The organism is uncultured Jatrophihabitans sp. (assembly GCF_964246335.1).
Lineage (GTDB): Bacteria > Actinomycetota > Actinomycetes > Mycobacteriales > Jatrophihabitantaceae > Jatrophihabitans.
This window is the reverse complement of sequence record NZ_CAXTQF010000047.1, coordinates 2,606-27,867: the sequence shown is the minus strand read 5'-3', so window position 1 is coordinate 27,867 and position 25,262 is coordinate 2,606. Positions and strand designations below refer to the sequence as shown.

Annotated in this window: 19 protein-coding genes; 8 read left to right on the top strand and 11 right to left on the bottom strand. The window is 69.7% G+C overall.

From position 1 onward, the window contains the following. Window positions 1-236: 236 nt before the first annotated feature. On the bottom strand, window positions 237-1,517 hold the full coding sequence (locus ACFFCN_RS13455) for an MFS transporter (RefSeq protein WP_375492360.1): 1,281 nt from the start codon (window positions 1,515-1,517) through the stop codon (window positions 237-239). 190 nt (window positions 1,518-1,707) lie between these two features. Between ACFFCN_RS13455 and ACFFCN_RS13450 the strand changes: the two genes are divergently transcribed. Continuing rightward, a complete protein-coding gene (locus ACFFCN_RS13450; protein WP_375492358.1) occupies window positions 1,708-2,865 on the top strand; it encodes an EAL domain-containing protein in 1,158 nt (385 codons plus the stop codon). Window positions 2,866-2,991: 126 nt separating this feature from the next. Here the strand turns inward: ACFFCN_RS13450 and ACFFCN_RS13445 are convergent, their stop codons facing one another. The 3 genes from ACFFCN_RS13445 to mfd all read right to left on the bottom strand — a co-directional run bounded on the left by ACFFCN_RS13445 (window position 2,992) and on the right by mfd (window position 7,957). After that, a complete protein-coding gene (locus ACFFCN_RS13445) occupies window positions 2,992-3,609 on the bottom strand; it encodes a MazG family protein (protein ID WP_375492357.1) in 618 nt (205 codons plus the stop codon). A gap of 41 nt (window positions 3,610-3,650) precedes the next feature. Further along, window positions 3,651-4,313 (bottom strand): hypothetical protein, encoded by a 663-nt coding sequence (locus ACFFCN_RS13440; protein WP_375492355.1) that lies wholly within the window; start codon window positions 4,311-4,313, stop codon window positions 3,651-3,653. A 92-nt stretch (window positions 4,314-4,405) separates the two neighbouring features. Next, entirely contained in the window at window positions 4,406-7,957 is a 3,552-nt protein-coding gene (gene mfd / locus ACFFCN_RS13435) for a transcription-repair coupling factor (protein WP_375492353.1), read from the bottom strand. 179 nt (window positions 7,958-8,136) lie between these two features. Here mfd and ACFFCN_RS13430 point away from each other — a divergent pair, with 179 nt between their 5' ends. From ACFFCN_RS13430 to ACFFCN_RS13420, 3 genes are read left to right on the top strand one after another with little or no spacing between them, the layout of a single operon-like run. Beyond that, window positions 8,137-8,484 (top strand): hypothetical protein, encoded by a 348-nt coding sequence (locus tag ACFFCN_RS13430; RefSeq protein WP_375492352.1) that lies wholly within the window; start codon window positions 8,137-8,139, stop codon window positions 8,482-8,484. A 21-nt stretch (window positions 8,485-8,505) separates the two neighbouring features. Then, window positions 8,506-10,311 carry a DUF4012 domain-containing protein gene (locus ACFFCN_RS13425; RefSeq protein ID WP_375492351.1) on the top strand — a complete coding sequence of 602 codons (1,806 nt, stop codon included), beginning with the start codon at window positions 8,506-8,508 and terminating at the stop codon, window positions 10,309-10,311. 35 nt (window positions 10,312-10,346) lie between these two features. Next, the gene (locus tag ACFFCN_RS13420; protein WP_375492350.1) at window positions 10,347-10,820 is read left to right on the top strand and encodes a hypothetical protein; all 474 of its coding nucleotides are present in this window, start codon (window positions 10,347-10,349) and stop codon (window positions 10,818-10,820) included. Here ACFFCN_RS13420 and ACFFCN_RS13415 read toward each other — a convergent pair whose 3' ends face one another. Both ACFFCN_RS13415 and ACFFCN_RS13410 read right to left on the bottom strand, forming a co-directional pair. After that, window positions 10,821-12,149, bottom strand: a complete 1,329-nt coding sequence (locus tag ACFFCN_RS13415; RefSeq protein ID WP_375492349.1) for a phenylacetate--CoA ligase family protein — start codon at window positions 12,147-12,149, stop codon at window positions 10,821-10,823. 33 nt (window positions 12,150-12,182) lie between these two features. Then, window positions 12,183-13,082 (bottom strand): hypothetical protein, encoded by a 900-nt coding sequence (locus ACFFCN_RS13410; protein WP_375492347.1) that lies wholly within the window; start codon window positions 13,080-13,082, stop codon window positions 12,183-12,185. Window positions 13,083-13,132: 50 nt separating this feature from the next. On the opposite strand from ACFFCN_RS13410, the gene ACFFCN_RS13405 reads away from it, so the two are divergent. Next, window positions 13,133-13,933 carry a CDP-alcohol phosphatidyltransferase family protein gene (locus tag ACFFCN_RS13405; protein ID WP_375492345.1) on the top strand — a complete coding sequence of 267 codons (801 nt, stop codon included), beginning with the start codon at window positions 13,133-13,135 and terminating at the stop codon, window positions 13,931-13,933. A 27-nt stretch (window positions 13,934-13,960) separates the two neighbouring features. On the opposite strand, the gene ACFFCN_RS13400 is transcribed toward ACFFCN_RS13405, so the two are convergent. The 3 genes from ACFFCN_RS13400 to ACFFCN_RS13390 form a co-directional block, all read right to left on the bottom strand. Next, entirely contained in the window at window positions 13,961-14,398 is a 438-nt protein-coding gene (locus ACFFCN_RS13400; protein WP_375492343.1) for an adenylyltransferase/cytidyltransferase family protein, read from the bottom strand. 82 nt (window positions 14,399-14,480) lie between these two features. After that, window positions 14,481-17,072, bottom strand: a complete 2,592-nt coding sequence (locus ACFFCN_RS13395) for a right-handed parallel beta-helix repeat-containing protein (protein WP_375492341.1) — start codon at window positions 17,070-17,072, stop codon at window positions 14,481-14,483. A gap of 264 nt (window positions 17,073-17,336) precedes the next feature. Continuing rightward, complete coding sequence (locus ACFFCN_RS13390) at window positions 17,337-18,977, bottom strand: polysaccharide biosynthesis tyrosine autokinase (RefSeq protein WP_375492339.1); 1,641 nt, start codon at window positions 18,975-18,977, stop codon at window positions 17,337-17,339. Between the two features lie 126 nt (window positions 18,978-19,103). Between ACFFCN_RS13390 and ACFFCN_RS13385 the strand changes: the two genes are divergently transcribed. Genes ACFFCN_RS13385 through ACFFCN_RS13375 form a run of 3 tightly spaced genes read left to right on the top strand, consistent with a single transcriptional unit; the run spans window position 19,104 to window position 21,795 of the window. Then, window positions 19,104-20,111, top strand: a complete 1,008-nt coding sequence (locus tag ACFFCN_RS13385; protein ID WP_375492338.1) for a glycosyltransferase — start codon at window positions 19,104-19,106, stop codon at window positions 20,109-20,111. Continuing rightward, on the top strand, window positions 20,108-21,064 hold the full coding sequence (locus ACFFCN_RS13380; RefSeq protein WP_375492337.1) for a glycosyltransferase family 2 protein: 957 nt from the start codon (window positions 20,108-20,110) through the stop codon (window positions 21,062-21,064). Before ACFFCN_RS13385 ends, ACFFCN_RS13380 begins: the two co-directional genes overlap by 4 nt. Continuing rightward, window positions 21,061-21,795, top strand: a complete 735-nt coding sequence (locus tag ACFFCN_RS13375) for a polysaccharide deacetylase family protein (RefSeq protein WP_375492336.1) — start codon at window positions 21,061-21,063, stop codon at window positions 21,793-21,795. Before ACFFCN_RS13380 ends, ACFFCN_RS13375 begins: the two co-directional genes overlap by 4 nt. Here ACFFCN_RS13375 and ACFFCN_RS13370 read toward each other — a convergent pair. Together ACFFCN_RS13370 and ACFFCN_RS13365 are read right to left on the bottom strand one after the other, a co-directional pair. After that, the gene (locus ACFFCN_RS13370; protein WP_375492334.1) at window positions 21,785-23,089 is read right to left on the bottom strand and encodes a hypothetical protein; all 1,305 of its coding nucleotides are present in this window, start codon (window positions 23,087-23,089) and stop codon (window positions 21,785-21,787) included. The genes ACFFCN_RS13375 and ACFFCN_RS13370 overlap by 11 nt on opposite strands. A gap of 99 nt (window positions 23,090-23,188) precedes the next feature. Then, on the bottom strand, window positions 23,189-25,213 hold the full coding sequence (locus ACFFCN_RS13365) for a glycosyltransferase (protein ID WP_375492332.1): 2,025 nt from the start codon (window positions 25,211-25,213) through the stop codon (window positions 23,189-23,191). Between the last annotated feature and the right edge of the window lie 49 nt (window positions 25,214-25,262).

The following is a 25,262-nucleotide window of genomic DNA, read 5'->3' as shown; positions in this document are numbered from 1 at the left end:
GCACTGGACCGTCTGAACCGTCTGACCTTTATCGCACCGTTGGCGAACTACGAAGATGAGGAGGCCCTTGCCATGCAGCACTGGACCGTCTGAATCCACTCCACCTGATCTCGCTGAACGTCGCGCGCTCGCGTGACTGATGCGGCACATGGATGCCTATTACTAGGCCCCCCGCCCCGCGGCTCCTGCCAACAGCCGGTTGAGCAGAGCTGCCAATTGTTTCAGGCCCGTGTCGCTCACGTCCCGCCGTCGACGATCAACGCAGATGAGCCGCCGACGGCGCCGGTCCCGCTGGGATCGGCGCCGTCTTCATTCCGCCGAAACGCCACTCCCGTCGCAACCGCCGCGAGACTGCCGACACCGGCAGCACAGGCGATGCTGACGCCGGGCGCAGTCCATTCCGCAACAAGACCGAACACCAGGACGCCTATGCCTTGGGCGCCGGTGAGCAGCGCGCTGAATACGCCGACCCCGTGAGCACGCAGCGAGGCCGGGAATTGTTGCACCACGATGGAGTTGATCTCCACCTGATAGGCGGCGAGCGCGCCGGACAGGAACCAGAACGCCGCGGCGACGGGCCAGGGTGGCGCAAACGCGCTGATGATCAACGGCAAGCCGCAACACGCAGCCATGAGCAAAGATGCGTTCATCCGCTGTGCTGGTCGGAGAACACGTACCAGCACAAGCGCTCCCAGCGCTCCGCCCAGTGGAATGGCAGCCAGCAACACGCCGGCCTCCACAGTCGAGGCCTCGATGTCTCGGGCAAACGGGACAGCCAAACCCTCCGGCACCACGAAGAAGCCGGCCAACGCACTCAGTGGTAGGAGATAGCGAACCCGATGAGTCGACCAAAGGCGCGCCAGCCGCCGCGTCGGCGCGTTGCCGGTCGAACGCTTACGGGTAGCCGGTCGAGACAGCTGCGGCAGCAGGATGCGAATCATCAGCCCGGAGCAGATGAAGGTCAGTGCATCGACGAACAGCGCGCCGCGCGGGTTCAACGTGGCGACGAGCACGCCACCGAGCGCAAATCCGAATACCTGAGCACCCTGGATCGTCACCATGCGCACGCCGGTGGCCGCGCGATACTGCTCAGGAGTCAGGGCCTCGGCCAGGTAGCTCACCTCGGATGCGGCGAATGCGGGCTGCAAGAGCACGGTGACGACCAGCAGTGCCAGGAGCGCCCAAATAGGCAGTTCAGCAAAAGCCATGACGGCGATCAGCGCGGCACGGACGACGTCGCAAGACACCATGACGGCACGACGCGACACACGGTCTCCGATGCCAGCGAGTAAGAACCCACCGACGATCGCCGGGACAAACGTGCTTGCGTAGGTCAGGGCGGTAGCCGCCGCACTACTGGTGCGGTCGAACACGAGCACGGCCAGCGCCACGCGTGCCAGTTGGTCGCCGACGATGGAGATCGTCTCCGCGGTGAAGAGCACAGCGAACGAGCGGGTGCGCAGGACGGCGGCGAAAGTTGTCGGGGCAGCCTCCGTGGCGGGGTCGGGGGTGCCCATAGCCGCCGACCCTATGTCACAAATGACTACGCCCCGTGCCCGTACGACCGACCCGATACCTGCCTTGACACGCCGGCCGGGATAGGCTGCGTCGTCGCGGCCAACACGCGGTCGCATGAGAACCGAAACGATGCAAAGACAACGACACGACCGGCTTCCGGGGAGGGCGCGGGCCGTGCAGGGAAAAACCGTGAACCACGCCCTCAGTCCCGCCGCGACCGAGCTGACGCCGCACATCCTGGAGTTTCTGCAGGGCCTGGCTGCGCGCCTGGGGCTGACTGCACTTGTGTACGTCCCCGCCGCGCGGGACCGCGTTGTGCAGCTGAGCGGAACTGCGGACCGGTTACCCGACCTGCGCCGCGTCGGCGAACGCCGGCTGGCCGAGCCGCAAGCAGCGTCTGCGGACGCGGACCACCTGTCATTCGTGCCCGTTCACGACACCGGCGGCGAGGTGACCGGCGTCGTCGTGGCCGAGCATTCCCCGCGAGGGAACTGGTCCGAGCGCGACGAGGCCGTGCTCGCCTTCTGCGTCGGGTCGGTCGCCGGGCAGTTCGACGACCCGGCGCTCACGCTGACCGAGGAGCTGCGCACCGCGATCGGCAACGAGGAACTCTCGCTGCTTTACCAACCGGAGTACGACCTGCTCACCGGGCAGGTGATCGCCGCCGAAGCACTCGTCCGCTGGCAACATCCGACCCGGGGCGAGCTTCAGCCGGCCGACTTCATCGAACTCGCCGAGCAGTCGGGGCTGATCAAGCCCATCGGCGACTGGGTGATCGACTCTGCGGTACGCACCCTCGGCCAATGGCGTCTTGTCGTCCCGCAGCTGCGCTTCCGGATGCGCGTCAACGTTTCGCCCGTGCAGATGACCGACACCGACATGCTCGAGCGTGTGGCGCGCGCCCTGGACGAGTTCGACGTACCGGGCTCGCTCGTCAGCATCGAGCTCACCGAACGGGAGACGCCACGCGATCTTCGCGAGGTGGCGCGGGTGGTGCGTGGGCTGAAGGAGCTCGGCGTCACGTCCGCGATCGACGACCTCGCCACCGGGTACAGCACCCTGAGCCAGCTGCGGGCACTACCGGTGGACATGATCAAGATCGATCGCAGCCTGGTCACCGGCATCGACGAGGACCCCCGGGCGCAGTCCATCGTCACGGCGATGATCGGCCTCGCCCTCAACTTCGGCCTTGAGGTGGTAGCCGAAGGTGTGCAGAACGAGCGGGAGGTCGCGACGCTGCTCGCGCTCGGCTGCACCCGCGCCCAGGGTCACTTCCTGAGCCGCCCGCTCACCGCCGACGCCCTGTTCGAGCTGGTACATACCGAACGTCCCGTTTCCCTGGAATAAATCGTAGGAAGCGGATTGGCAGGACTGGCTACGGAGAGTTACAATAGTTGTGCTCCAGCCAGTAGCTCCCCCCGTGCTCCTGGCTGGGGCACTTTCATGTGCAGCCCCGACGGGCCGGACCGGACGTCAGGGATTGCGCGCTTGCGCTTCGGTGGCGAGCACGCCGTCGCGGTAGCCGCGCGCCGCGATCCGCAGAGCCGTCTCCGGATCGACGCCGGTGCGCACCGCGTCCTCGACCACCCGGAGCAGTCGCTGCCCGATCTGCGCCTGGTCGTCGTCCGCGGCCGGTTCGGCACGCGGTGGCACCACGCCGGACCGGCCCGCGCGCGACACGAGTTTCGCCGCCAGGGCGAGCGCCGGCTGGGCGAGCGGCACCCCGTCGACCGCCGAGCCGCGGCCCTTCTCCTGCGCCTTCTGCCGTTCCCAGACGTCATCGAGCTCCGCTGCGCTCGTCGCGGCGGCATCGGCGAAGACGTGCGGGTGGCGGCGGATCAGCTTGTCGACGAGGTCGCTCGCGACGTCGTCGATGCCGAAGGCCGCATCCGCGGCGTCCTCCTGCGCGATACGCGCGTGGAAGAGCACCTGCAGCAGCAGATCGCCCAGCTCCTCGCGCAGCAGCACCGGGTCACCGGTCTCGATCGCCTCGAGGACCTCGTAGGTCTCCTCGAGCAGGTAGCGGGTGAGTGACTCATGCGTCTGCGCGGCGTCCCACGGACATCCGCCCGGCGAGCGCAACCGGTCCATCACCTCGACGGCGCGCTGCAGCGGCGCGCCGTGGTCGACGGTCAGCTCCCGCCGCCGGTCGACGGCTGACTGCTCGCACTGGCCCCGGGCGTGGGCTGCAGCTTCAGGTACGACGGCACCGCGGCCGCGCGATTCACCTGCAGGGTCGCCGCGTCCCACTTGCCGTACCGCCCGCTGATCGAGACGCGCGCACCCGTCTGCTTGACCAGCTTGGCGAGATCACTGAACTGGGAGAGATTCTCCCGCTTGATGATCGTGTACTCGAGTGACTGCACCGTCAGATATTCCTGGGCGAACGACGCGCGGATGCCGGTGCGGACCAGACCCGTGACCAATGCCGCCGTCAGGGCCTTCCCGGTGAGTTGCGTCTGGAACAGCAGGGCGGCCGCCGCGTCGCGCGAGGCCGCGAGCTCACCGGCGCTCGGCACGCCGCCGTTCTTGGCGAGCACCCGCCGGAACAGCTTGTCCTGGACGAGCGCCTGGAGCACCTCGGATTTCGGTGCGACGTCCTGGCCCTGCTTGCGCGCCTGCGACACCAGCGACGCGTTCGGGCCCTGTCGATTGATGTAGCGGTTCACGTCCGACTCGCTGATCCGCGACTTGCCGACGCTGGCCGCGGTGCCGACGTTCGTGCGGCAGCCTGCGAGACCGGCGACCGCCAGCATCGCGGCGAGCGCCACGAGGCCGAGCTTGCGAAATCTCATGAGGGCGCGCTTCCTGCTCACACGTGCGGACACGGGCCCCAGAATCTCATGCCGTCCGGACCGGCGGGCCACCGGCAGCACTGCACGGACCGTCACGCCGCGGCCTCGCGACCCGTCACCGCGGCAAGCACGTCGGCGCACCACGTGAGCAGGGCGATATCGCGCAGCGGCTCGCCCCCGAACTTGGTCTCGCTGAACGAGCCGTCCGGTTTCCGCACACCCTTGGGGCGAGGCACGGCCACCGTCGACACGGTGTGCTTGTAGTTCGACCGGTCGTAGAGGCGCTGCAGACGCAGCTGCGCCGACTCCGCCAGCTCGAGCGGCGAGAAGCGCACATTGTTGCCTTGCAACGACACCTCGGTGACGCCGTAGCTGCGCAGCAATACCTTGAACCGGGCCACCGCGAGCAGGTTCTCGACCGACGGTGGGATCGGCCCGTAGCGGTCGACGAGTTCGGCGCGCACCGCGTCGACCGCGGCGTCGGACGTGGCCGACGCCAGAGAGCGGTACGCCTCCAGCCGCAGCCGCTCGCCCGGCAGGTAGTCGACCGGCAGGTTCGCATCGACCGGGAGATCCACCTTGACCTCGACCTGTTCGTCCTGCGCCTCGCCACGGAAGTCGGCGACGGCTTCGCCGACGAGTCGCACGTAGAGGTCGAAGCCCACACCGGCGATGTGCCCGGACTGCTCGCCGCCGAGCAGATTGCCCGAGCCGCGGATCTCGAGGTCCTTCATCGCGACGGCCATGCCGGCGCCCATCTCGGTGTGCTGCGCGATGGTCGCGAGCCGGTCGTAGGCGGTCTCGGTCAGCGGCCGCTCGGGCGGGTACGTGAAGTAGGCGTACCCGCGTTCTCGACTACGGCCCACCCGGCCACGCAGCTGATGCAGCTGCGACAACCCGAACATGTCGGCGCGGTCGACGATCAACGTGTTGGCGTTCGGGATGTCCAGGCCCGACTCGACGATCGTCGTGGCCACGAGCACGTCGTAGCGCTTCTCCCAGAACCCGATCATGATCTGCTCGAGCGCGCCCTCGGCCATCTGCCCGTGCGCCACGGCGATGCGTGCCTCGGGCACGATCTCGGCCAGCCGAGCGGCCGCCCGGTTGATCGACTCGACGCGGTTGTGGATGTAGAAGACCTGGCCGTCGCGCAGCAGCTCGCGCCGGACGGCCGCGCCGATCTGGCGTGCGTCGTAGGCGCCGACGAACGTCAGGATCGGGTGGCGGTCCTCCGGCGGGGTCAGGATCGTCGTCATCTCCCGGATGCCGGTCAACGACATCTCGAGGGTGCGCGGGATCGGCGTGGCCGACATGGTGAGCACATCGACCGCAGTTCGCAGGCTCTTCAGGTACTCCTTGTGCTCGACGCCGAAGCGCTGCTCCTCGTCGACGACCACCAGGCCGAGGTCCTTGAACCGCACGGTCTGCTGCAGCAGCCGGTGCGTACCGACCACGATGTCGATCGAACCGTCGACGATGCCGGCGGAGATCGCATCCACGTCGGCCGCCGGGGTGAAGCGTGACAGCTCCCGGATCGTCACGGGGAACTGCGCCATCCGTTCGGTGAACGTCTGCAGGTGCTGGTGGGCGAGCAGGGTCGTGGGCACGAGCACGGCTACCTGCTTGCCGTCCTGCACGGCCTTGAACGCCGCCCGGACGGCGACCTCGGTCTTGCCGTAGCCGACGTCGCCGCAGATGATGCGGTCCATCGGCAGGGACTTCTCCATGTCGGCCTTGACCTCGTCGATCGCCTCGAGCTGGTCGGGCGTCTCGACGTAGGCGAAGGCGTCCTCGAGCTCGCGCTGCCACGGCGTGTCGGGCCCGAACGCGTGACCCTGGGTCGCCATCCGCGCGCTGTAGAGCCGGATGAGCTCGGCGGCGATCTCCTTGACTGCCTTCCGCGCCCGGCCCTTCGTCTTCGCCCAGTCGGCGCCCCCGAGCCGGGACAGCGAGGGCGCCTCGCCACCGACGTATTTGGTGACCTGGTCGAGGGCGTCGGTGGGTACGAACAGCCGGTCGCCGGGCTGGCCCTTCTTCGACGGCGCGTACTCGATGATCAGGTACTCGCGCTCGCCGCCGTTGACGGTGCGGCGCACCATCTCGACGTACTTGCCGACGCCGTGCTGCTCGTGCACCACGAAGTCGCCACTCTTGAGCTGGATCGGATCGATCGCGTTGCGCCGGCGCGACGGCAACCGGCTGGTGTCCTTGGTCAGCGTCCCACGTTGACCGGTGAGGTCGGCCTCGGTCAGGTAGGCGAGCTTGAGCTCGGGCGAGATGATCCCGCCGAGCAGCCTGCCGGTGGTCACGTCGACGACGCCGGTGTCGAGCGAAGGTTGCGCCGCGAGCCGCGCCGGGATCTCTGCAGCGCCCAGGCGTTCGACGGCGCGGGTCGCCGAGCCGTGGCCGTCGAACACGAGCGCGACGCGCCACCCGTCACGGGTCCACTGCCGCAGGTCGTTCATCGCGGCCTCGGTGTCGCCGCGATAGGTGGGGGCCTGCGCGAATGCGGACGGCGTGGCGTCCGGTTCGGTGAGGGCGGTGAGCGACCACCACGGCAGGTGTTTGAGCCGGGCGTCGACCTCGACGTCGGCGAGGTCGCGCAGCGAGGCGGCACCGAGGTCGACCGGCGCTGTACCGCCACCTGCGGCCACCGCCCACGACGCGTCGAGGAACTCCTCCGAGGTCCGCACCAGGTCGGCCGCTCGGGTACGCACGCGTTCGGGGTCGCAGACCACGACGTGCGCGTCGGCCGGCAGCTCGTCCAGCACCAGGGTGAGTTCGTCGACGAGTACGGGCGCGAGCGCCTCCATGCCCTCGACCGCCTCGCCCCGGCTGATCGGGTCGAGCAATTCACCCAGCTGCGGATGCTCGGCGAGCAGTGTGGCCGCGCGCTTGCGCACGGCGTCGGTGAGCAGCAGCTCGCGGCACGGCGGCGCCCACAGTCCGTGCTCGGCGATCTCCAACGAGCGTTGGTCGGCGACCTTGAAGTAGCGGATCTCCTCGACCTCGTCGCCCCAGAACTCGACGCGCAGCGGATGCTGCTCGGTCGGCGGGAAGACGTCCAGGATGCCGCCGCGGACCGCGAAGTCGCCGCGCTTCTCGACGAGTTCGGCACGCGCATAGCCCGCCGCCACGAGGTCGGTGACGATCTCGGTGAGCTCCAGCCCGGCGTCGCCGGCGTGCAGCTCGACCGGCACCAGCTCGCCGAGGTGCGGCACCTGCGGCTGAAGTACCGCGCGCACCGGCGCGACGACCACGGACAGCGGCCCCGCCGACGGGTCGGCGTCGTCGCCGGTGATCGGGTGCGCGAGGCGGCGCAGGACCGCGAGCCGACGACCCACGGTGTCCGCGCGGGGCGAGAGCCGTTCGTGCGGCAGGGTCTCCCATCCCGGGTAGAGCGCGACGCGGTCCGGCGGCAGCAGGCAGCCCAGCGCGTCGACGAGTTCGTCGGCCTCGCGCTCGCTGCTCGTCACCGCGAGCGTCGTGCGGCCGGCGTCGGCGAGCGCCGCGATGGCGAACGGCTGGATCGCCGCCGGCCCGCTGATCGTCAGGCTGGGCGCGTCCAGGCTGCCCGTGATCGCGCTCAGCGCGGCGTCGGCGGGCGGGTCCAGCGCAGCACGAAGCAGAGCCGACAAAGCCACAGCGATTGCCCTTCCACGCAGCACGAACGTCCCCCGACCGCGCGCGGTCGGGGGTTGCATTCACCATACGACCGCGATGCGACGCCCTTGTCCCGGCCGTTCCGGTTGTCCGAGGACGCTGGGTGACATACGATTCTCGTGAACTGTCGGGGGCGGTTCGTATACCCGGGGGGTATTTCATGTCTGCGTTGCTTCGGCGCGCTCGCGTCCTTTTCGCCACTGCCATCGGCACGGCACTGTGTGTGCTCGCACTGGCCGGCCCGGCGGCTGCGTCGTCGGCCGGATCAACCGGGTACCCGCCGGATCCCGCGTCGTCGTCAGCCGGTGCAGGCGCAAGCAGTAGCAGCGGTGGCGCCGGAGTCGCCGGGGTGTCCAGCCACCAGGATCACGTCGGGACGAGTTCCTCGTCCTCCTCGGGCCTGGCCTCGACCGGCGTGCAGATCGCGACGGCCAGTCTGATCGTGGTCGTGCTGCTCGGCGCGGGCACCGTCTTTCTCGTCGCCGGTCGCCGACGCCGCCACACCTGATCGACCTGAGTCGGATCCACCTTGCCGGTCGATCATCCTGACCGGCCCGCAGACGAGGTCGCGCCGGGCGACGCACGCCCGGATCGGATCAGGCAGCTCTACCTGCTCGTCGGCGCCTCGTGCCTCGCGGTGCTGCTCCTCGGCGTCGTCTGGCTGCTCGTCACCGGACTGCTCGCCCGCTCGCGACTCAACGACGCGCAGTCGGAGGTCCGCGCGCTGCGCAGGGCGCTGGCTGCCGGCGACACCGTGCGCGCCGGACAGCTGGCCGACCACGTGCGCGCCACGACGGCGAGCGCGCACGCGCTGACGTCCGGTCCGGCCTGGTGGGTGGCCGCGAGCATCCCGGTCGCGGGCACGCCGGTGCGCGCCACCCGGGTGATCGCGACGCAGACCAAGGTCCTCGGTAATGACGTCGTCCCCCGTGTCGTCGACCTCGCCGACAACGTCGCGCACGCCGCCCGGCCGGGCGGCGGGGTCGGCCTCGCGCCGCTCGAACGGACCCAGCCGGTACTGCGCGCCGCTACGCAAGCCGTCGACCGCGCGTCGGCCTCGGTTGCCGCGACGCCGGGGTCCTGGTTCGGCCCCGTCGGTTCTGCGCGCACCAGCCTGTTGGCTCAACTCGCGCAGACCGACGACCAGTTACGCGGCGCGCAGCGGGCCGTGCGACTCGCGTTGCCCATGCTCGGTGAGCAGGCGCCGCGTCGCTATTTCATCGGCTTCCTGAACGAGGCCGAGGCCCGTGGGGTCGGTGGCATCCCCGGCGCATTCGCCGTCGCGACGGTCGACCGCGGCCACCTCACCTTCGAGCACTTCGGGTCGGACACCGAACTGGCGCACGTCCGGGCGCGGGTGGACCTCGGCACGGAGTTCGAGGCCCGCTACGGCCAGGACGATCCGGCCGGCATCTTCGCGAACTCGGACATCAGCCCCGACTTCTCCGACGCCGCTCGCATCTGGGCCGCGTTGTGGCAGGCCAAGACCGGTCAGCACGTCGACGGCGCGCTCGCGATCGACCCCACGGCCTTGCGCTATCTGTTGCGCGCCGAAGGCGACCGGATCTCGTCTGCCACTGATCCGGTGGCAGCCGACAACGTCGTGGCGCTGACGCAGCAGACGCAGTACGCCCGCTTCCCCGGCTTGTCCCCGCAGGCCAATGCACAACGCAAGCAGTTCCTGATCTCCGTTGCGCGGGCCGTGGCCGCCCGATTGACGCACGGGTCGAACCTGCGCGGGTTGGCACAAGCCGCTTCGCTCGCAGCCCACGAGCGCCGGTTGACGGTGTGGTCGGCGAATCCGGGTGAGGAACGCGAACTGCGCGAGTCCGGTTACGCGGGCAGCCTGGCAGCAGGGCCGGGCCCGTTCACCGGCTGGAGCATCGTCAACGCCGCGGGCAGCAAGCTCGATTACTACGACCGCACGACCATGACCTACGTCCGGGGTCACTGCACTGCCGGCAGCTCCGCCACCGCGAGCATCCGGGTGACCAACTCCGCGCCGCGCACCGGGCTGCCGCGCTATGTGACGTTGCGGGCGGACGAGCCGAGATACCCCACCCACCCGGGCGACAACCTCGTGCTGCTCACGTACTACGGGACACCCGGGTCCCGAGTGCGTTCGGTGACCCTGGACGGACGCACGATGCCGGTGTCGCCGGGCACCGAGAACGGCCTGACCGCAGTCACGGTCGCCGTGGAACTACCCGCACAACGCACGCGAACGCTGCGCGTCGAACTGACCGAACCGGCGGTGCACGGCCCGGTGCGGGTGCTCCGCCAGCCCGCGGTCCGTCCCGTCGCCGTCGCGACGCACACCGGGAATTGTCGATGACCCGGCCGCGCCCGCGCAGAGCCGGCTCGCCCCTCGTGACCGGTCGGCTCGCACCGATCGCCGCCCTGATCCTCGCGCTCGGCTTCGTCTCGTTCTGGTTGGCCAGCGCGGCGACCGGTGCCACGACCCCGCCGTATCCACCCACCGCGCCCTGCCCGGCACACGCCACGTGCGTCGGAGTCGGGGGCGCGCCCGCGCCCACCTACGCGATTATGCCCGGTGCGCCCGCGCCCGCGCCCGCGCCCACGCCGGGCCCGGGCGCGGCGACACGCGCGGGGCACGGGCACGGCCGGACGCCGGGCCACTCGACGAGCGGACCCCGCCGCACGGCAGCGTCGAGCAACGCGCCGACCTCGGCGGCACCCGGCACGCCACGCAACGCCGCGCAGCAGCCCATGCTCGAGTTCGGCGGCGTCCACTTCCCGCTGTGGTGGATCGCGGTCATCGCCGGAGTCATCGTGGTCGCCGGAACCTTGCTGATCTTCGCCGTCGTCACGCGGCGACGATGACTACGCGAGCTCGCTCGTAATGAACCTGATCTTGCCACCATCGTGGCCTATCTGCTCGACGATCTCCAACCGGACCGGGACCTGGTGCCCGACAGCCGATCGCAACTCCTCGATGGCGGCATCGACGTCCGCTCGCGCCCGTGCGCCCGGATTCGGGACGCAGCGCACCACGATCGAGTAATCGGCGTGCTGATGGAGCTGGTACTTGCGCGCGGGATGCGGAACCCTGCTGAAAACCGGCCCCAGCGGGTCACCGACGATGATCTGACCGTTCGGCAGGCGCAGGGTCTCGGTCACTCGTCCTGCAACCTGCCTGATCCGCGGGAGGGTCACACCGCAGGCGCATCGCTGCGCGATCGCCGACGTCCGGTCACCCATGCGGTACCGGATCAGCGGGAACACCCGGTTCGTGAGGTCGGTGGCAACCACCTCGCCGACCTCGTCGGCTCCGGCGGCTCGTCCGTCGGCGGCCAGCACTTCGACCCGTCGCAGGTCGGCAAACGTGTGCAGGCCGTTCTGTTCGCGGCATTCGCCGGCCAACCACGGAACCTCGGCAGACCGGTAGTGGTCGTAGACAGGTGCACCGAACGCCTCCTCGATCGCCTGTCGCTGCGCGGGCATCAGCGGAGCTGCAGTCACCGCAATGGCCTTCGGCGGCGACAGGCTGATCGCATGCGTCACGCAGAAGTCCGCGAGTTCAGCTATGGCACCGACGTAACCCATCAAGATCCTGGGTCCGACGCGCTCCCACGCCGCGAAGAACTCACGAATGCTGTCGTCGGTCATCCGGAACGCGTCGAGACGGATGCGCTTCGACGGCCACCAGACGGCGTTGTGTCGACGCGTCTCCTGCCCCGTCTTGGTCTTCCGCTGCACGATCGCGATGTTGTCGGACGGGTGCACGCCCCACCAGCGGAACAAGCGCCACTCGAGCGTGCGGGTCGGCGTCCGAAGGTCCCGTAGCAGGTGCAGCGGCTCGCCGGTGCTTCCGCCGGTCGCGGACATAACCGCATTCGAGTCCGTGGCCTCACTCGAGCGGAATCTGTCGGGTTGCTCCCTGACGTCCGACTTGGTCACGAGTGGCAGGGCGGTGAACGCCGCGGGGTCCTTGAGGTCGTCGACGGTGAAACCTGCGGCCGTGTACAGCTCGCGGTAGAACGGGGTGGTCTGCATCGCGAAGCGCGCGTGCGCGGCGGACCGCTCGGCCTGCAGGTTCTGCAGGACCTCCGGGTCGAGAACCTCGGTCGTACGCAGCTGATCATCCACCCGGCGGTCTGGCCGCAGGGCGAGGGCGGCCTTGGCGTCGAAGACTGCGCGCTTGACCTCCACGGGTGGTGCTCCTGTCGTCGGGCCGGCGTCTGCTTACGAAGCGCTGGGCAGCTCGTCGCTGCGGACGTCCTCGACCAAGCTGTTGATGTCGGGGAGGGTCGACGTGCGGGCGACGAGAGCGAATCGGCCGTGCGTTCTCCGGTAGAGGCCCGCTCGCGGCTCCAGGCCGGTGTACCGCCCGTTGTCGACAAGCAGCAGGTGGCCGCCTTCAGCCAGCCCGTCGAGCAGCGCCTGCAGCGCGCGAGAGATGGCTTCGTCGCTGAAGTAGGGCCCGAGGACGTTCGCCACTTTGATCACGTCGGGCGCCGGCTTCGGCCACGGTGTGAACACATCGTGCACGGCGTGGGTGACTCGCGGGTCCGTCGCCATGAGCGAGCGCACCGTCGGGTTCAGGAGCAGGACCTCGCGCCGGTCTCCCGCGCGTCGCGCAGCAGCTGCGACGAGCGGGGCATACAGCAGTCGCACCAGCGCCGACCGGGTGGGCCACGCGACGCAACGCGGCCCGCAGACCAGCACGCAGGTGCCTTCGGTGTCGTAGAAGAAGTCGCGACCGCGCGCGGTCAGCACCTCGATCGTCAGGAAGAGGTCTGCAATGACGTAGGAGCGAAAGGCCGGCAGCCGCCGGATCAGGTCGATCGACGTCGAGCCGTCCGACGCGCCGATGTCGACGACGACCGCGTCGGTCAGGTCGAGGTTGTCCAGCAGCAATGCGTCTGCGTCGGGATGGCGATCGGCGCGTGTGACCTTGACGGTGCCGCCGACCTGGATCGCGTTCATCGCGGTGCGAAACGCGCTCGGCGGTGCCGAGTCGTCGAGGATGACGCGCGGGTCGTCCCAGAAGAAGCGCGCCAGTCTGCGCTCCAGCCCGGCAGGCCAACGTCCACGCAGAAATCTGACCGGCAGCCGCATCCGCGTGGCATCTGGCAGCCGCATCCGCGAATCATAGTGGTGCAGGGCCGTCCGGCCCGTAGGCTGCCGCTGCGATGACGACTCAACCCACGGACAGGCCGGCGCCCGCGCTATCACCGCGGCCGTCTCGTCGCGAGGTCGTCGCGCGACTGGCTGCCGCGCAGAAGAGCAACCGTGGCGCCGGCGGTTACTCGCGCTGGGTCAACCGACCAATCGGGCGCCAGCTCGCGTCCGTCGCGTACCTCGGCGGGTTCACTCCGGACGCAGTGAGCATGATCAGCGCTGCGTGCACCTACACGGCGATCGTGCTGATCGCTGCCCTCTCTCCGACCTGGCCTGTTGCTGTCGTGATCGCCGCGCTGCTCGTCCTCGGTTACGCGCTGGACTCCGCGGACGGTCAGGTGGCGCGGCTGCGCGGCGGCGGTTCACCCGCTGGGGAATGGCTGGACCACGTGTTGGACGCGGTCAAGCTCGCCACCTTCCACCTCGCGATTGCAATCTGCTGGTTCCGGCATTACCACCTGCCGAGCGGTGACTGGCTGCTCGTTCCGCTCGCGTTCAGTGCTGTGGCGAGCGTCTTCTTCTTCGCCATCGTGCTCACCGACATGCTGCGACGCATCGACCGGGGGCGCCGGGGCGCCTCGGACGTCACGACGTCGCGGGCGAACCCGAATGAGGCCGCCCCGGTACTGAGGTCCCTGATCGTGCTGCCCAACGACTACGGCGTGCTGTGCCTGGCCGCGGGACTGCTGGCTGCCCACGACGCGTTCCGGTACGTCTACACGGTGCTGCTGGTGCTCAACATCGGCTATCTGTCGGTCGCGTGCGCGCGGTGGTACCGCGAGGTCCGCGCGTTGTCCGATGCCCGTTCGTGAGCTGTTGACGAAGCGCAGCTGACGCGCTCAGCCGTCCACGATGACGTCGCGTAAGCGAACGTCGAGCGCTTGACGCAGCCGCGTGCTGGACGTGTGCACCGTGTAGGGCAGGTAGACGACCTCGACACCGACCGAGGCGAAGTCGCGCTCGAGCTTGTCGCCTTTGGGCGTGCCCCGCCAGTCGTCGCCCTTGACAATGACGTCGAAACGCAACCGCTCCCACATGATCAGCTTCTCGTTGACGTCCTCGAGCACCGCTTCATCCACGTACCGGATCGCGCCGACGATCTGCAGCCGTTCCTGTTCGTTGATGATCGGCCGGGCGCCTTTGACGACCTCGGCCCGTGCGTCGCTGACAACGCCGGCGACCAATCGGTCCGCCGTGGCGTGTGCGTTGCGCAGGATGTTGAGGTGCCCCACGTGGAACATGTCGAATATCCCGGGCACGTAGCAAGTGCGTGTCATTGACGAAACCCCCGATCGTCGCCTCCAGCATAGCGGCGGAGGGGCCGGTTTTCCGGCCCCTCCGTCCGACGAATCCTGTCGTTCAGAATGCTCCGAGGTGCGCCGTGCTGCTGGGCACGCCCAGCAACGTCGCGACATCGTTCGGCAGCGCGACGAGCACGCCGGCCAACTGGGTCGCCATGGCCGACAGGTTCGTCGTGCCACGCGGTGCGGTGAGGTTCTGCACCGGCAGGTTGTGGGCCGATTCCCACGCCCGGGCCGTCGTGTAGTTCGTCGGCGACCAGAGATCACCGTTGCCCCAGCCGATCGCCGTGTGCGACCCGTCGCCCGCGGCGAACATGTTGCCGTTCAGGCTGATGTTCATCTGGTCCGCCGGCTTGTGCGTCGCCTTGTCGAGCGCGTAGAACTCCCATCCGGCGGTCGACCGGCTGAAGTCGTTGTCGGCCACCACGATGTTCTGCACGACCCAAGGGCAGACTCCCGGGATCGGATTGACCGCCGCGGTCGGGTTCAGGTTGCGGTCGTCCTGACTGAGCCCGATGTCCCAGGTGGAGTTGCCGAAGAACGTGTTGTCGTAGATCCGCACGTTGCCGGTGTCGAAGGCGGTGTAGCCCGACCACCCGCCGCTGATCACGTTGCCGGCGACGACACCGGTGTCCGACAGTTCGGTGAGGACGGCGGTCACGTCGCTCGGCACGTTCGGCGACGTAGACACGTCGACGACATTGTTGGCGATGTCGAAGTTCGTGACGTTCTCGTCGGTCCAGATGCCGGTGATACCCACGTTGCCGTACACGTGGTTGTTCGTGGCCGTGAACCCGGTCATGCGCCCGACCTTGATGCCTCCTGCCGCCGGCGCCGCGTTGAAGTGCTGCGTGTTATTGCCCGTGACGTCGCAGGCGTTCACGATCAAACCATTGGACGCTGTGGCGTGGATGCCGGTCATGCCGTTGAACCAGCTGTCGACGTGGTCGATCCGCACGTTGGGTGAGTAGACGCTGATGCCCTGCGTCGCGTTGTTCTCCACGACGAGGTCCTGCAGCAGGTCGTGCCCGACCGGGCCGCCCAGGTAGATCGTGCCCATCTGCGGCAGCGGCGTGGCGTAGTTACGTACTCCGAAGCCGCGCAGCGTCACGTTGCCCGCGCCGACGATGAACGCGTGGTCGACGTTGCTTGCCCGCATAGCCACGTCGGTCGGGTCGCTGCCGACGGTGATCGTGTGGTTCGTGTAGTTCACCGCGAACTGCCCGGCGGCCGGCGTCCCGGACACCTGGGTGAGCTGGCGACCGTTCGCGAAGACCTGATCGGGATATGCGGCCATCGGATAGGCGGAATTGACGTATCCGCCGGCATTCGAGCCCTGCTCGGTCGAGGCGCTGTGGTCGAACTGGTAGGTCCAGCCGCTGTGCACCCAGGTGTTGCCCGAGCGGGTCCAGCCGTCGACCGGGATCGAGCCGTCCATCCAGACGACCTCGCCCGGGTAGGCCTCCATCGTCACCGTCTTGCCGAGGTAGACGCTCTCGTTGTAGGTGCCGGCGCGCAGCACGATCGTGGCGCCGGTGGTGGCCGCGGACACGGCCCGGTTGATCGTCGCGAAGGGCGACGAGACCGATCCGGTGCCCGCAGAGTCGTTGCCGCTCGGCGAGACGTAGATGCCGTTCGCGGGCAGCGTGTAGCGCGCCTGGCCGAGCGGCAGCGCGCCCGCGTTGGCGGCGGTGGTCGACGCCCCGACGCTGGACGATGTCGGCGCAGGCGCAGAGGACGTCGGCGCGGGCGAGGACGTCGGCGCGGGCGAGGACGTCGGCGCGGGCGAGGACGTCGGCGACGGCGCAGAGGACGTCGGCGCGGGCGAGGACGTCGGCGACGGCTTGGGTGCGGGCGCGGGGGCCGGCGTCGGCTGCCGCAGACCGCGCAGCGTGCGCAGCGTGACGGTGACCGGGCTGCCGCCCGTGGACCGGTATGCGTAGAGCCCGACCGTTCCTGTGCCGTCGAGTACGCCCGGCGACGCGTCGTGGGCCTGCAGCTGCCAGGTCGTCGGTACCCGCTGACCGGTCTTCCATGCCTTGACGCCGAGCCACGGGACGGTCTGCCCGGTGACGATGCCCTCGACGTTCAGTTCCTGACCGGGACTGACCGTGCCCGGCACAACCGTCTCACCGGTCAGGGTCTGGAACGCTCCGCCGGGCAGGAACTTGCCGATGCTCAGCCGGATGATGCCGCTGACGCCGACGCGAACCCGCGTCGCGTACCCGGCGCCGGTGGACTGGCGCCGCAGCAATGGGGAAACGAACGTCCCGTAACCGCTTCGCGTCCCGGTCGACAGGGTGAAGCCGACTTGCAACGACTGATTCGACGTCCTGGTCGAGAGCAGGTGGACATAGCCCGAGTGGCCGGCGGGAAGCGGGCCGATCGTGCCGCGCCCCGGAGTGACCTTGCTGCGGATCAGTTGCGTGACGTAGGAGCCGCCCGACTGTGCCCTACCCAGCCCGCTGCGCACGGTGCGGTGATAGGTGTCGTAGACGTTGGTCGACCACGGCGCCGCCGCCGCACCGGCGGGGCGCGCCGCCACCAGGGTCAGCACACTGCACACCAGCGCGGCGACGACGCACACGATGAGCGCACTGCGGTGCGCGAGGAACGACAGCGAGCGGGCGAGCGCGGGGTATGCGGACAACGGTGCCTCCGGGCAGACGAAACGATCTGTGCGTTTCCCCGCCTTTGACACGAACGCGTTTGCCGCTCCAGCTGCCGACCCGCCCGGCATTGGCACCCTCGTTCTTGCTCACCGAGAGTGCCCACCGTCAAGCCGTCTCTAACATGGACGTTACATCCGTATTCTGCCGGTTCACCACGTCTGGCCCACAGATCCCACGTGCGAGCGCACCCGCTGCGGACAGCCGATCGCGTCCGCACCCGACACGGGAGCGGTCACAGATGGTCAGCGCCCGCGTCCCCGGGCGTTTTGCGGTTTCTGCTGCCGGCCGCGCCGGGCCTCCTGGTTCGCCGCAGCACGCTGTTCGGCCACGCTGCGCGTGCTCCTTTTACGCGCGGCGCTGCCGTCAGCTCGGGTCGACTTCGTGGCCGCCGAGCCGCGTGGGCGGGCCGGGACGGCGTTCGATGCAGCGTCGGGCTTCGCCCCGTTCTTGGACAGCTGCGCCATGAGGCCGGTCGCGCGACGACGCCCCTGTCGCAAGCGCGCCAACCCTTGCGCGAACGGCGTCCCGCCACCTGTGTCCGGCTGCACAGCGTAGTAGCTGCCGTAGACGGTGTCGCCCTCACCGTCGGCGCCGCGGCGGGGCAACATGTTCAGCCCCACGCCGAGGATGCGCGCGTCGACCGCGCGCAGCGAATGCAGGCAGGCGTCGAGATGTGCGCGCCGCGTCTTGCCGTAGCGGTAGAGCACGAAGACCCCGTCCACCAGGGTGGCGCACACCGCCGCGTCGGTGACCGCCAGCACCGGCGGGGTATCGAAGATGATCAGCTCGTACTTCTCGCGCATTTCTCGCAGGAGTTCGCGCATGGCGTCGCTGTTGAGCAACTCGGACGGGTTCGGCGGTGTCTGACCGCTGGCGAGCACTGCCAACCCGTGCTCGCCCCACGACTGCACTGCGGTCGACAGCTTGACGTTGCCGGTGAGCACCGTCGTGAGACCGACGGTCGAATCGAAGCCCAACAGCCGCCCGAGTTCGGGCCGGCGCAGGTCCGCGTCGACGAGCAGCACGCGGCCGCCCCGCTCGGCTGCGGCCACGGCCAGGTTCAGCGCGGTCGACGACTTGCCCTCGCCGGCGATCGACGACGTCACCGCGATCGCCTGGGCGCGCTCGGCGGTATGGACGAATTCCAGGTTGGTGCGCAACTGCCGGAATTGTTCCGCGCGCCGCGACGGCGCAGCCTCGCCGATTGCGACCGGCGCGCGCGACGCAGTCGGGTCGGCGACGATGCTGCCGAGCAGCGGCACGCCCGCGATTTCTTCCAGGTCGAAGCCGCTGCGGATCGAGGTGTCGAGCAGCTGGCGCAGCGCGGCGATCAGCAGGCCGAGCGCGAGACCGACCGCGAACCCCACGATGACGTCGATCGACTTGCGTGGCGCGACCGGCGCGGCGCTGACCGGCGGGGTCGAGACGACCTCGAGCTTCACGGCGGCGCTCGACTCGATGGCGCTGACCAGCAGCGGGAACTGGGTCGCGACGGTGCGCTGCAGCGTGGTCAGCCGGGACAGGGACGTGTCCTGGATGCGCGCATCGACCAGCACCGTCCCGACCTGCGAGGACCCCGAGATCTCGCCCGAGATCTCCTCTGCAGACATCGAAAGGCGCGACGCGGTGCGCACCGATTCGGCGAATCGCTGGCTGGACAACAGCCGCGCGTAGGTGTTCGCCCGGTCCTGGGCGAACTGGTCGGATCCGAACGCGGTGTCGGCCTGAAGCCGCGGGGTGGCCACGTAGAACGACACCGATGCGGCGTAGACCTTCGGACTGCGGGCGGCATGCCAATATCCCGCCGCTGCGCCGATGATCGCGACAAGTGCGACGATCCACAGGCTGCGACGCACGGCGCGCAGGTAGTGGTGCAGGTCCACGTACCGCTTCCTCCTCTACGCGGAGGCAGCACGGACCCGCTGCTCACGCTCGGTCAGACCATCGACGAGTGTATCGGCGAGATGAGGTGTTGGCACTTTCGACACAGCGGTTGGTTAGTATGCCGCGTGCCGATCCGGGTCCTGCAGTCGTTCCCGGAACCGACCGACCACACGAACCCGTACCTCGTGCTCCTGCGCCGCTCGCTGGAGGACACCCAGCTGGTCGAGGTCCTGCCGTTCACCTGGCGCACAGCCTTGATCGGCCGCTACGACGTGGTCCATCTGCACTGGCCGGAGGCGCTGCTGTCCGCCAGTAGCCCGCTGCGGCGCGTGCGGCGCGAGTTGCTGATGGCGGCCTGGACGGTTCGCCTCGTGGTAACTCGCACACCCGTGGTTCGCACCGTCCACAATGTCGGTCTGCCCCAGGGACTTCCCCGGCGCGACACGGCGCTCATCCGCTTCTTGTACCGGTTGACGCGCGCAGCAATCACGCTGAACGCACGTACCGATCCCGGCGCGAACATCCCGAGCGCCGTCATCCCGCACGGTGACTACCGGCCATGGCTCGAAGGCCTCGCACGTACCGCGCCGGTGGCCGGGCGCCTCGTCTACTTCGGCCAGGTCCGTCGGTACAAAGGCCTCGACTCACTGCTTCCGGCGTACGCCGATGCCCGCCGGTCGGCACCGGACGTCAGTTTGACCATCGGCGGCCGTCCGACGTCGATCGAGATCGAGCGCGATGTCCGTGCAGCGGCAGCCGATCTACCGGATGTCCGGCTGGAGCTGCGGCACCTGTCCGATGCGGAGATGACGCAGTTGGTCGGCGAGGCCGAGCTCGTGGTGCTGCCCTACCGGTTCATGCACAACTCGGGGTCGGTGCTCTACGCGTTGTCGCTGGAGCGACCGGTGCTCGTGCCGGACAACGACGTGAATCGTGACCTGGCCGACGAGGCGGGACCCGGCTGGCTGTACCTGTTCGCCGGCGATTTGAATGGGCAGGTGATCATCGATGCGCTCAGCGCGCTTCGCACGTCACCTCCCGCAGCCCCACCCGACCTCTCCCGGCGCGCTTGGGGGGCGGCCGGCGCCGCGCACGCCCGGCTCTACCGCGACGTCACCGGGCAGACATCATGATCCAACGCCCGTCGCTGACGGTCGTCGTCCCCACCTATCGGCGCCCTACCGCTCTGCACCGATGTCTGAACGGAGTTCTCGAGCACACCCGAGCCGCCCAGACCGACGGCCTTGCTGACGTCGCGCCCGTGCTGGTGATCGACAACGACCCGGATGGGGGCGCCCGATCGGCCGTCGAGATCTACGGCGCAGAGGTCCGGTACGTGCACGAGCCGGTACCGGGTATCGCCGCCGTCCGAGCCCGGGCCCTGCGCGAGGTCACCACTCGGCTGCTCTCCTTCATCGACGACGATGAGGTCCCGTGCGCGGGATGGCTGCCCGAGCTGCTCGCGACATGGGAGCAGAGCCGGCCGGCAGCTGTTGTCGGACGGGTCATCTCGGTCTACGACGGCGACGTGCACCCGTGGCTCACCACCGCCGACCTGTTCGGTCGCGTGCGGAAGCCGACCGGCACGCTGGTGCCGCAGGCCGCTGCCGGCAACCTGCTGCTCGACGCCGACTGGGTGCATGGGCACCAGCTCACCTTCGACCTCCGGCTCGGCCTGGGCGGCGGTGAGGACAACCTGTTCAGCCGAGCGCTGGTCGCTGCCGGCGGCGACATCGTGTGGTGCGACGAGTCGGTGGCCGAGGACCATGTGCCGGCCGACCGCGCGACCCTGCGGTGGCTCATGAAGCGGGTTTTCAGTCAAGGTCATGCATCCGTCGCGGTCGACCTGCTCGCGGCCCATGGCGACGCGGCCGCGGCGGGCCGGATACGGCTGCGCGCGGTCGTCGCGGGTGTCGGCCGGATACTGGTCGGCGCGCCACGACTCGTCGCCGGCGTGCTGGCCCGCTCGGACCACCGGAGCGGGTTGGCGGTTCGGCTCGTTGTCCGTGGCGCCGGAATGGTGTGGGCGGGGTTCGGGGTGACCCACCACGAGTACGCGCGCGTCGCCCGGGTCGGCGTCCGGTGACACGCGCCGGACTGCGTGCCCAGGTGGCCCGGGCGCACAGGTGGGGCCGGCGCGCTGCCTGGCCGCTCGGTTCGATCGACGCGGTCCGCTCCGGCGCGCGCGTCGTGTTGACCTATGACGACGGTCCGGAGCCGGGCGGTACCGACGCGGTGCTCACCGCGCTTGCCGACGCCGGCGTGACCGCCACGTTCTTCGTGTTGCTGTCGCGCGTTCGCGCGTATCCGTCGCTGTTCGCCGACATTCTCGCGGGGGGCCACGAGGTCGGCCTGCACGGGACCGACCACCGCGCCCTGCCGAGCCTGACTGCCCCCGAGGTCCGGGCTCGGTGCCGCGATGGTCGGGCCGAGCTCGAGGACCGCACCGGAGCTGCCGTGCGGTGGCTGCGCCCGCCCTACGGCCGCCTGCGTCTGGGCGACTGGCGCGCCGCACGCGCGGCCGGGTTGATGCCGGTGCTGTGGGGACCGAGTACGCACGACACGACGTCGGGCAGCGTGCCGGACAAACTGGCCAGCGCACGCAAGGGCATCGTCGCCGGCGCGGTCCTGCTGTCGCACGACGGGTTCGCCGCGGCGATGGACGGCGTCGACGACGGGCCGGCACCTGACGTCGACCGCGGTCGCCTGTCCCATGAGGTGATCGCGCTGTGCCTTGAGCGCGGGCTGACACCGTGTTCGCTCGGCAGCGCGCTCGCCGCCGGCCGGGCGCGCCGGTCCGCGGTGTTCACGGGGTGACGGCGTCGTCCTCGGCTGACGGCTTGGCCGCGGGAACGGCGAAACGCGGCGGCAGCACCAGCGCAAGCCCCAGCGTCATCGCTGTCATGGAGGACAGGAACGGGCTGAAGCCCACGTTCCACATCGTCCACACACCCGCCAGGAGCGCGAGCGGCGTACCGGTGCGGCGACTCACGAAGACCGCGATCCCCCGCAACGTCAGCACGGCAATCAGCAGCGCGAACAGCAGACCGGGCAGTCCGAACGCCGCCCACAGGTCACCCACCACGGAATGCAGTTCGATCCGCCCGCCGAACAGGTAGGTCGTCACGTAGTCGTTGTCGATGTTCGGAGACGCCTTGCGAAGCTCCCCGAGCGCGACGAGGACGTCCTTGCCCTGCGGGATGACGCCCACGCCGTACCCGACCGGACGGTGCCGCATCAGCGCGAAGGTCGCCGCCATTTCCGGGCGACCGCCGAGTAGCAGCGAGCCACTGGCCCGGATCTGGTCGATGGTGCGTAATTGCGCGTGCTTGCCGAGGAAGCCGGCCACGAGCAGGGTCTGCCCGAGCCAGAAGATCGCGCCGGCCACCGCGACGATGAACGCCGCCACGAGCCCGGTCGGGATCTCCGCGGTGGAGCGGGCGCGTCGGCTGCAGGCGAGATACAGCAGCAACGTCAGCAACAGCGCAGCTGAATAGGAACGGTCACTGAAACCGACGGCGACGATCGCGAGCACGACCACGACGACACAGACGACCCATCGACGCTTGGCGAACATCGCCAGCGAGATCGCCAGGACGCTGAGCGGCAGTCCCCAGGTGTACTTGCGCAGGTCGGCGCTGTGCTCGCCGAACAGTTGTGCGTTGATGACCAGGCCGAGACCGAACGCGGTGCCCAGCACCGGCATCGACACCACGGTGCGCACCCACAGCAGCAACCCGACGCCGACCAGGACCGAACCGAACTCGGCGGCTGTCTGTACCCGGTCCGAGGAGGACAGGAAGTAGCCGTCGGCCACCGCGACATCGCCGAGGAACCACCCCCACACGATGGCGATCACGCCGGTCACGATCAGCAGCCATGCGCCGCTGAACCGCGCGAGGTTCTTCAGCCATATTGCGGCCAGCACCACGGCGAGCCCGGCGCTGAGGTCCACGCCGCCGTGCACGACGAAGTGCAGGCCGACGAGGAAGGACGCGAGTACGGCAACGGCCCACTGCGCATTGGCGAAGCCGATCTCCTGCGGGGTCGGCACGGCGTCGGACGGCAGGCGCACCACAGGCTCCGCTGCCGTGCGGCGGACCGCGGTCATGCGTCTCCTCGACGGGCGTCGGACGGAATCGGCGCCACCCGACGGGTGACGACGACAGGTGTGCCCGACCAGGATGACATTCCGCGCCGGTCCGCGCCGTCAGGCACCATCGACGAGCGCCGCGATCCGGGCGGCCATCCGGCTGGACGTGAAGCGTTCGAGCACATCGGCACGCGCCGCCCGGCCGAGCGCGTCAGCGGCGTCGCGGTCGGCAGCCAGCTCCAGGACCGCGTCGGCCATCGCACGGTCGTCACCGGGCGGCACCAGGATCCCGGTGCTGCCGTCCCGCACGTAGTCCGTCATCCCGGGTGTCGCGGAGACGACCACCGGCCGTGCGCACGCCATGGCTTCGAGCAGCGCAGTGACTCCGCTGCAGTGCAGATTGGGCCGCAACGCCAGCGCCACCACACCGGCTGCGCGGTAGCGGTGCAGCAGCGCCGCATGCGGCAGCTCGGCGACCCGCTCGCCCACCCCGGGCGCGACGTCGATCGGCAAGCGGGTGACGAGTTCGAGCCGTAGCCCGGGGCGAGATCGCTGGGCGAGGACGACCGCACGGACTGCCGTCGCGTGATCGCGGTCGCGGTCGTTGCCGACCACCAGCACGGTGTCCGACCCGGCACGCTCCCCTTCGGGCGCGGGCGTCCAGAACTGCTCGTCGATGCCCATCAACACGTGATGGATTCGTTCGGCGGGGACCGCCCACGCACGCGCGAGCTCGTCGCGCTGGGCGGCGGACAGGACCCACAGCGCGTCGCAGCGCTGCAGGGCGCGCCGGGTGAGCCGATCGGCCGTACCCCGCGGCCGCCGATCGGTCAGCCAGATGACGCCGGACGCCGTGAAGGCACTGCGCCGGGTGAGGGCGACAGGCACTCCGGTGCGTTCGTCCCAACACAGTGCGGGCGCGTCACGCGGTGCCCGCACGCGCCAGTCGTACCGGCCGTCCAGCTTGCGGAGCACGCGTTCGTGCAATTGCCATTCGTGCTCTCGACGAGGCGGCGCAACGGTCGAGCCGGCTAGGTGGTCGAGACCGTACGGCCAACGGTCGGGGACCTCGCCGCCGGCGTGCCGGGACGACCAGTCGTCGACATCGAGGTCGGCGCTGTAGAAGATCACCGGACCGGCTGGCACGGCCGGACGGTATCGCGTGACGTCCGGCTGCACCTGCCCGCGTGCACCGGAAACCGCCCGCCGCCCGAGTTCGCGTACAGCCAGCGCCGCACCAGCGAGCGATCCGTACAGGGCGGCCGACATCGGACGCGGCGAGTGCACCAGCTGGCGCCGACCGCCGCGCAACAGGATCTGCCAGCTCTGCGCCGGCGTGTGAACGAGCCAGCCCAGCAAGGCCTGCGTCGGCATATTGCGAGCGGCGAAGAGCAACCGGTTCCGGGTGTTCCACCGGTAGTAGAGCGTCGATTTCGCCGGGCCGCGCACCTGCGCCCGGACGGCGTGGGTGCCCCCCTCGTCGTGCCGGACGACGAGGTCGTCACGCACCACGAGTCGAGCGCCGCCGGCCGCCGCGCGGTAGGAGAACTCGACGTCCTCCCAGTACAGGAAGTAGTCCTCGGCGAACCCGCCGACGCGTTCGAACTGCTGCATCGAAACCGCCAGGCAGGCACCGGTCAGCCATGGGCGGACGGGTCCGTCCGTGCCGACCCGCGCCTGCTTCGATGCCCGGGCTGCGCGCAGCGCCCCGGTCCGTAGAACGATCTCGCTGCCCCGGAACACGACCGTGCCGTCGGAGTCGACGATGCGCGGGCACACGAGGTCATCCGGATTCGCGCGCACGTGCTCGACCAGTGCGGCGGTCACGTCGAGCCCGACCCGCGCGTCGGGGTTCACGAGCAGCAGCGTCCGGCAGCCCAGCGCCTTGGCCCGAGCGGCGCCGGCGTTGACCGCTGCACCGAAGCCCGGATTGCCCGGCGACGCGACGAATTCCCAGCCGTGCTCGTCGGCGAGCCCGGCCGCGGCAGCGCGTTCGGCCGCACTGAACCAGTTGTCGACGACCACGACCCGGACATCGGGTCCGAGCGGAACGATGTTGTTCTGCAGCAGCCGGTGCGCGCCGTAGTTGACGACGATCACGGCCGTGGACGGATCGGCGGGCGCCGACTGCCCGCTCGTCACGAGCGCGACCCGCAGCCGGGAAATGCGTGGTCGGCCGTCTCACGACGGC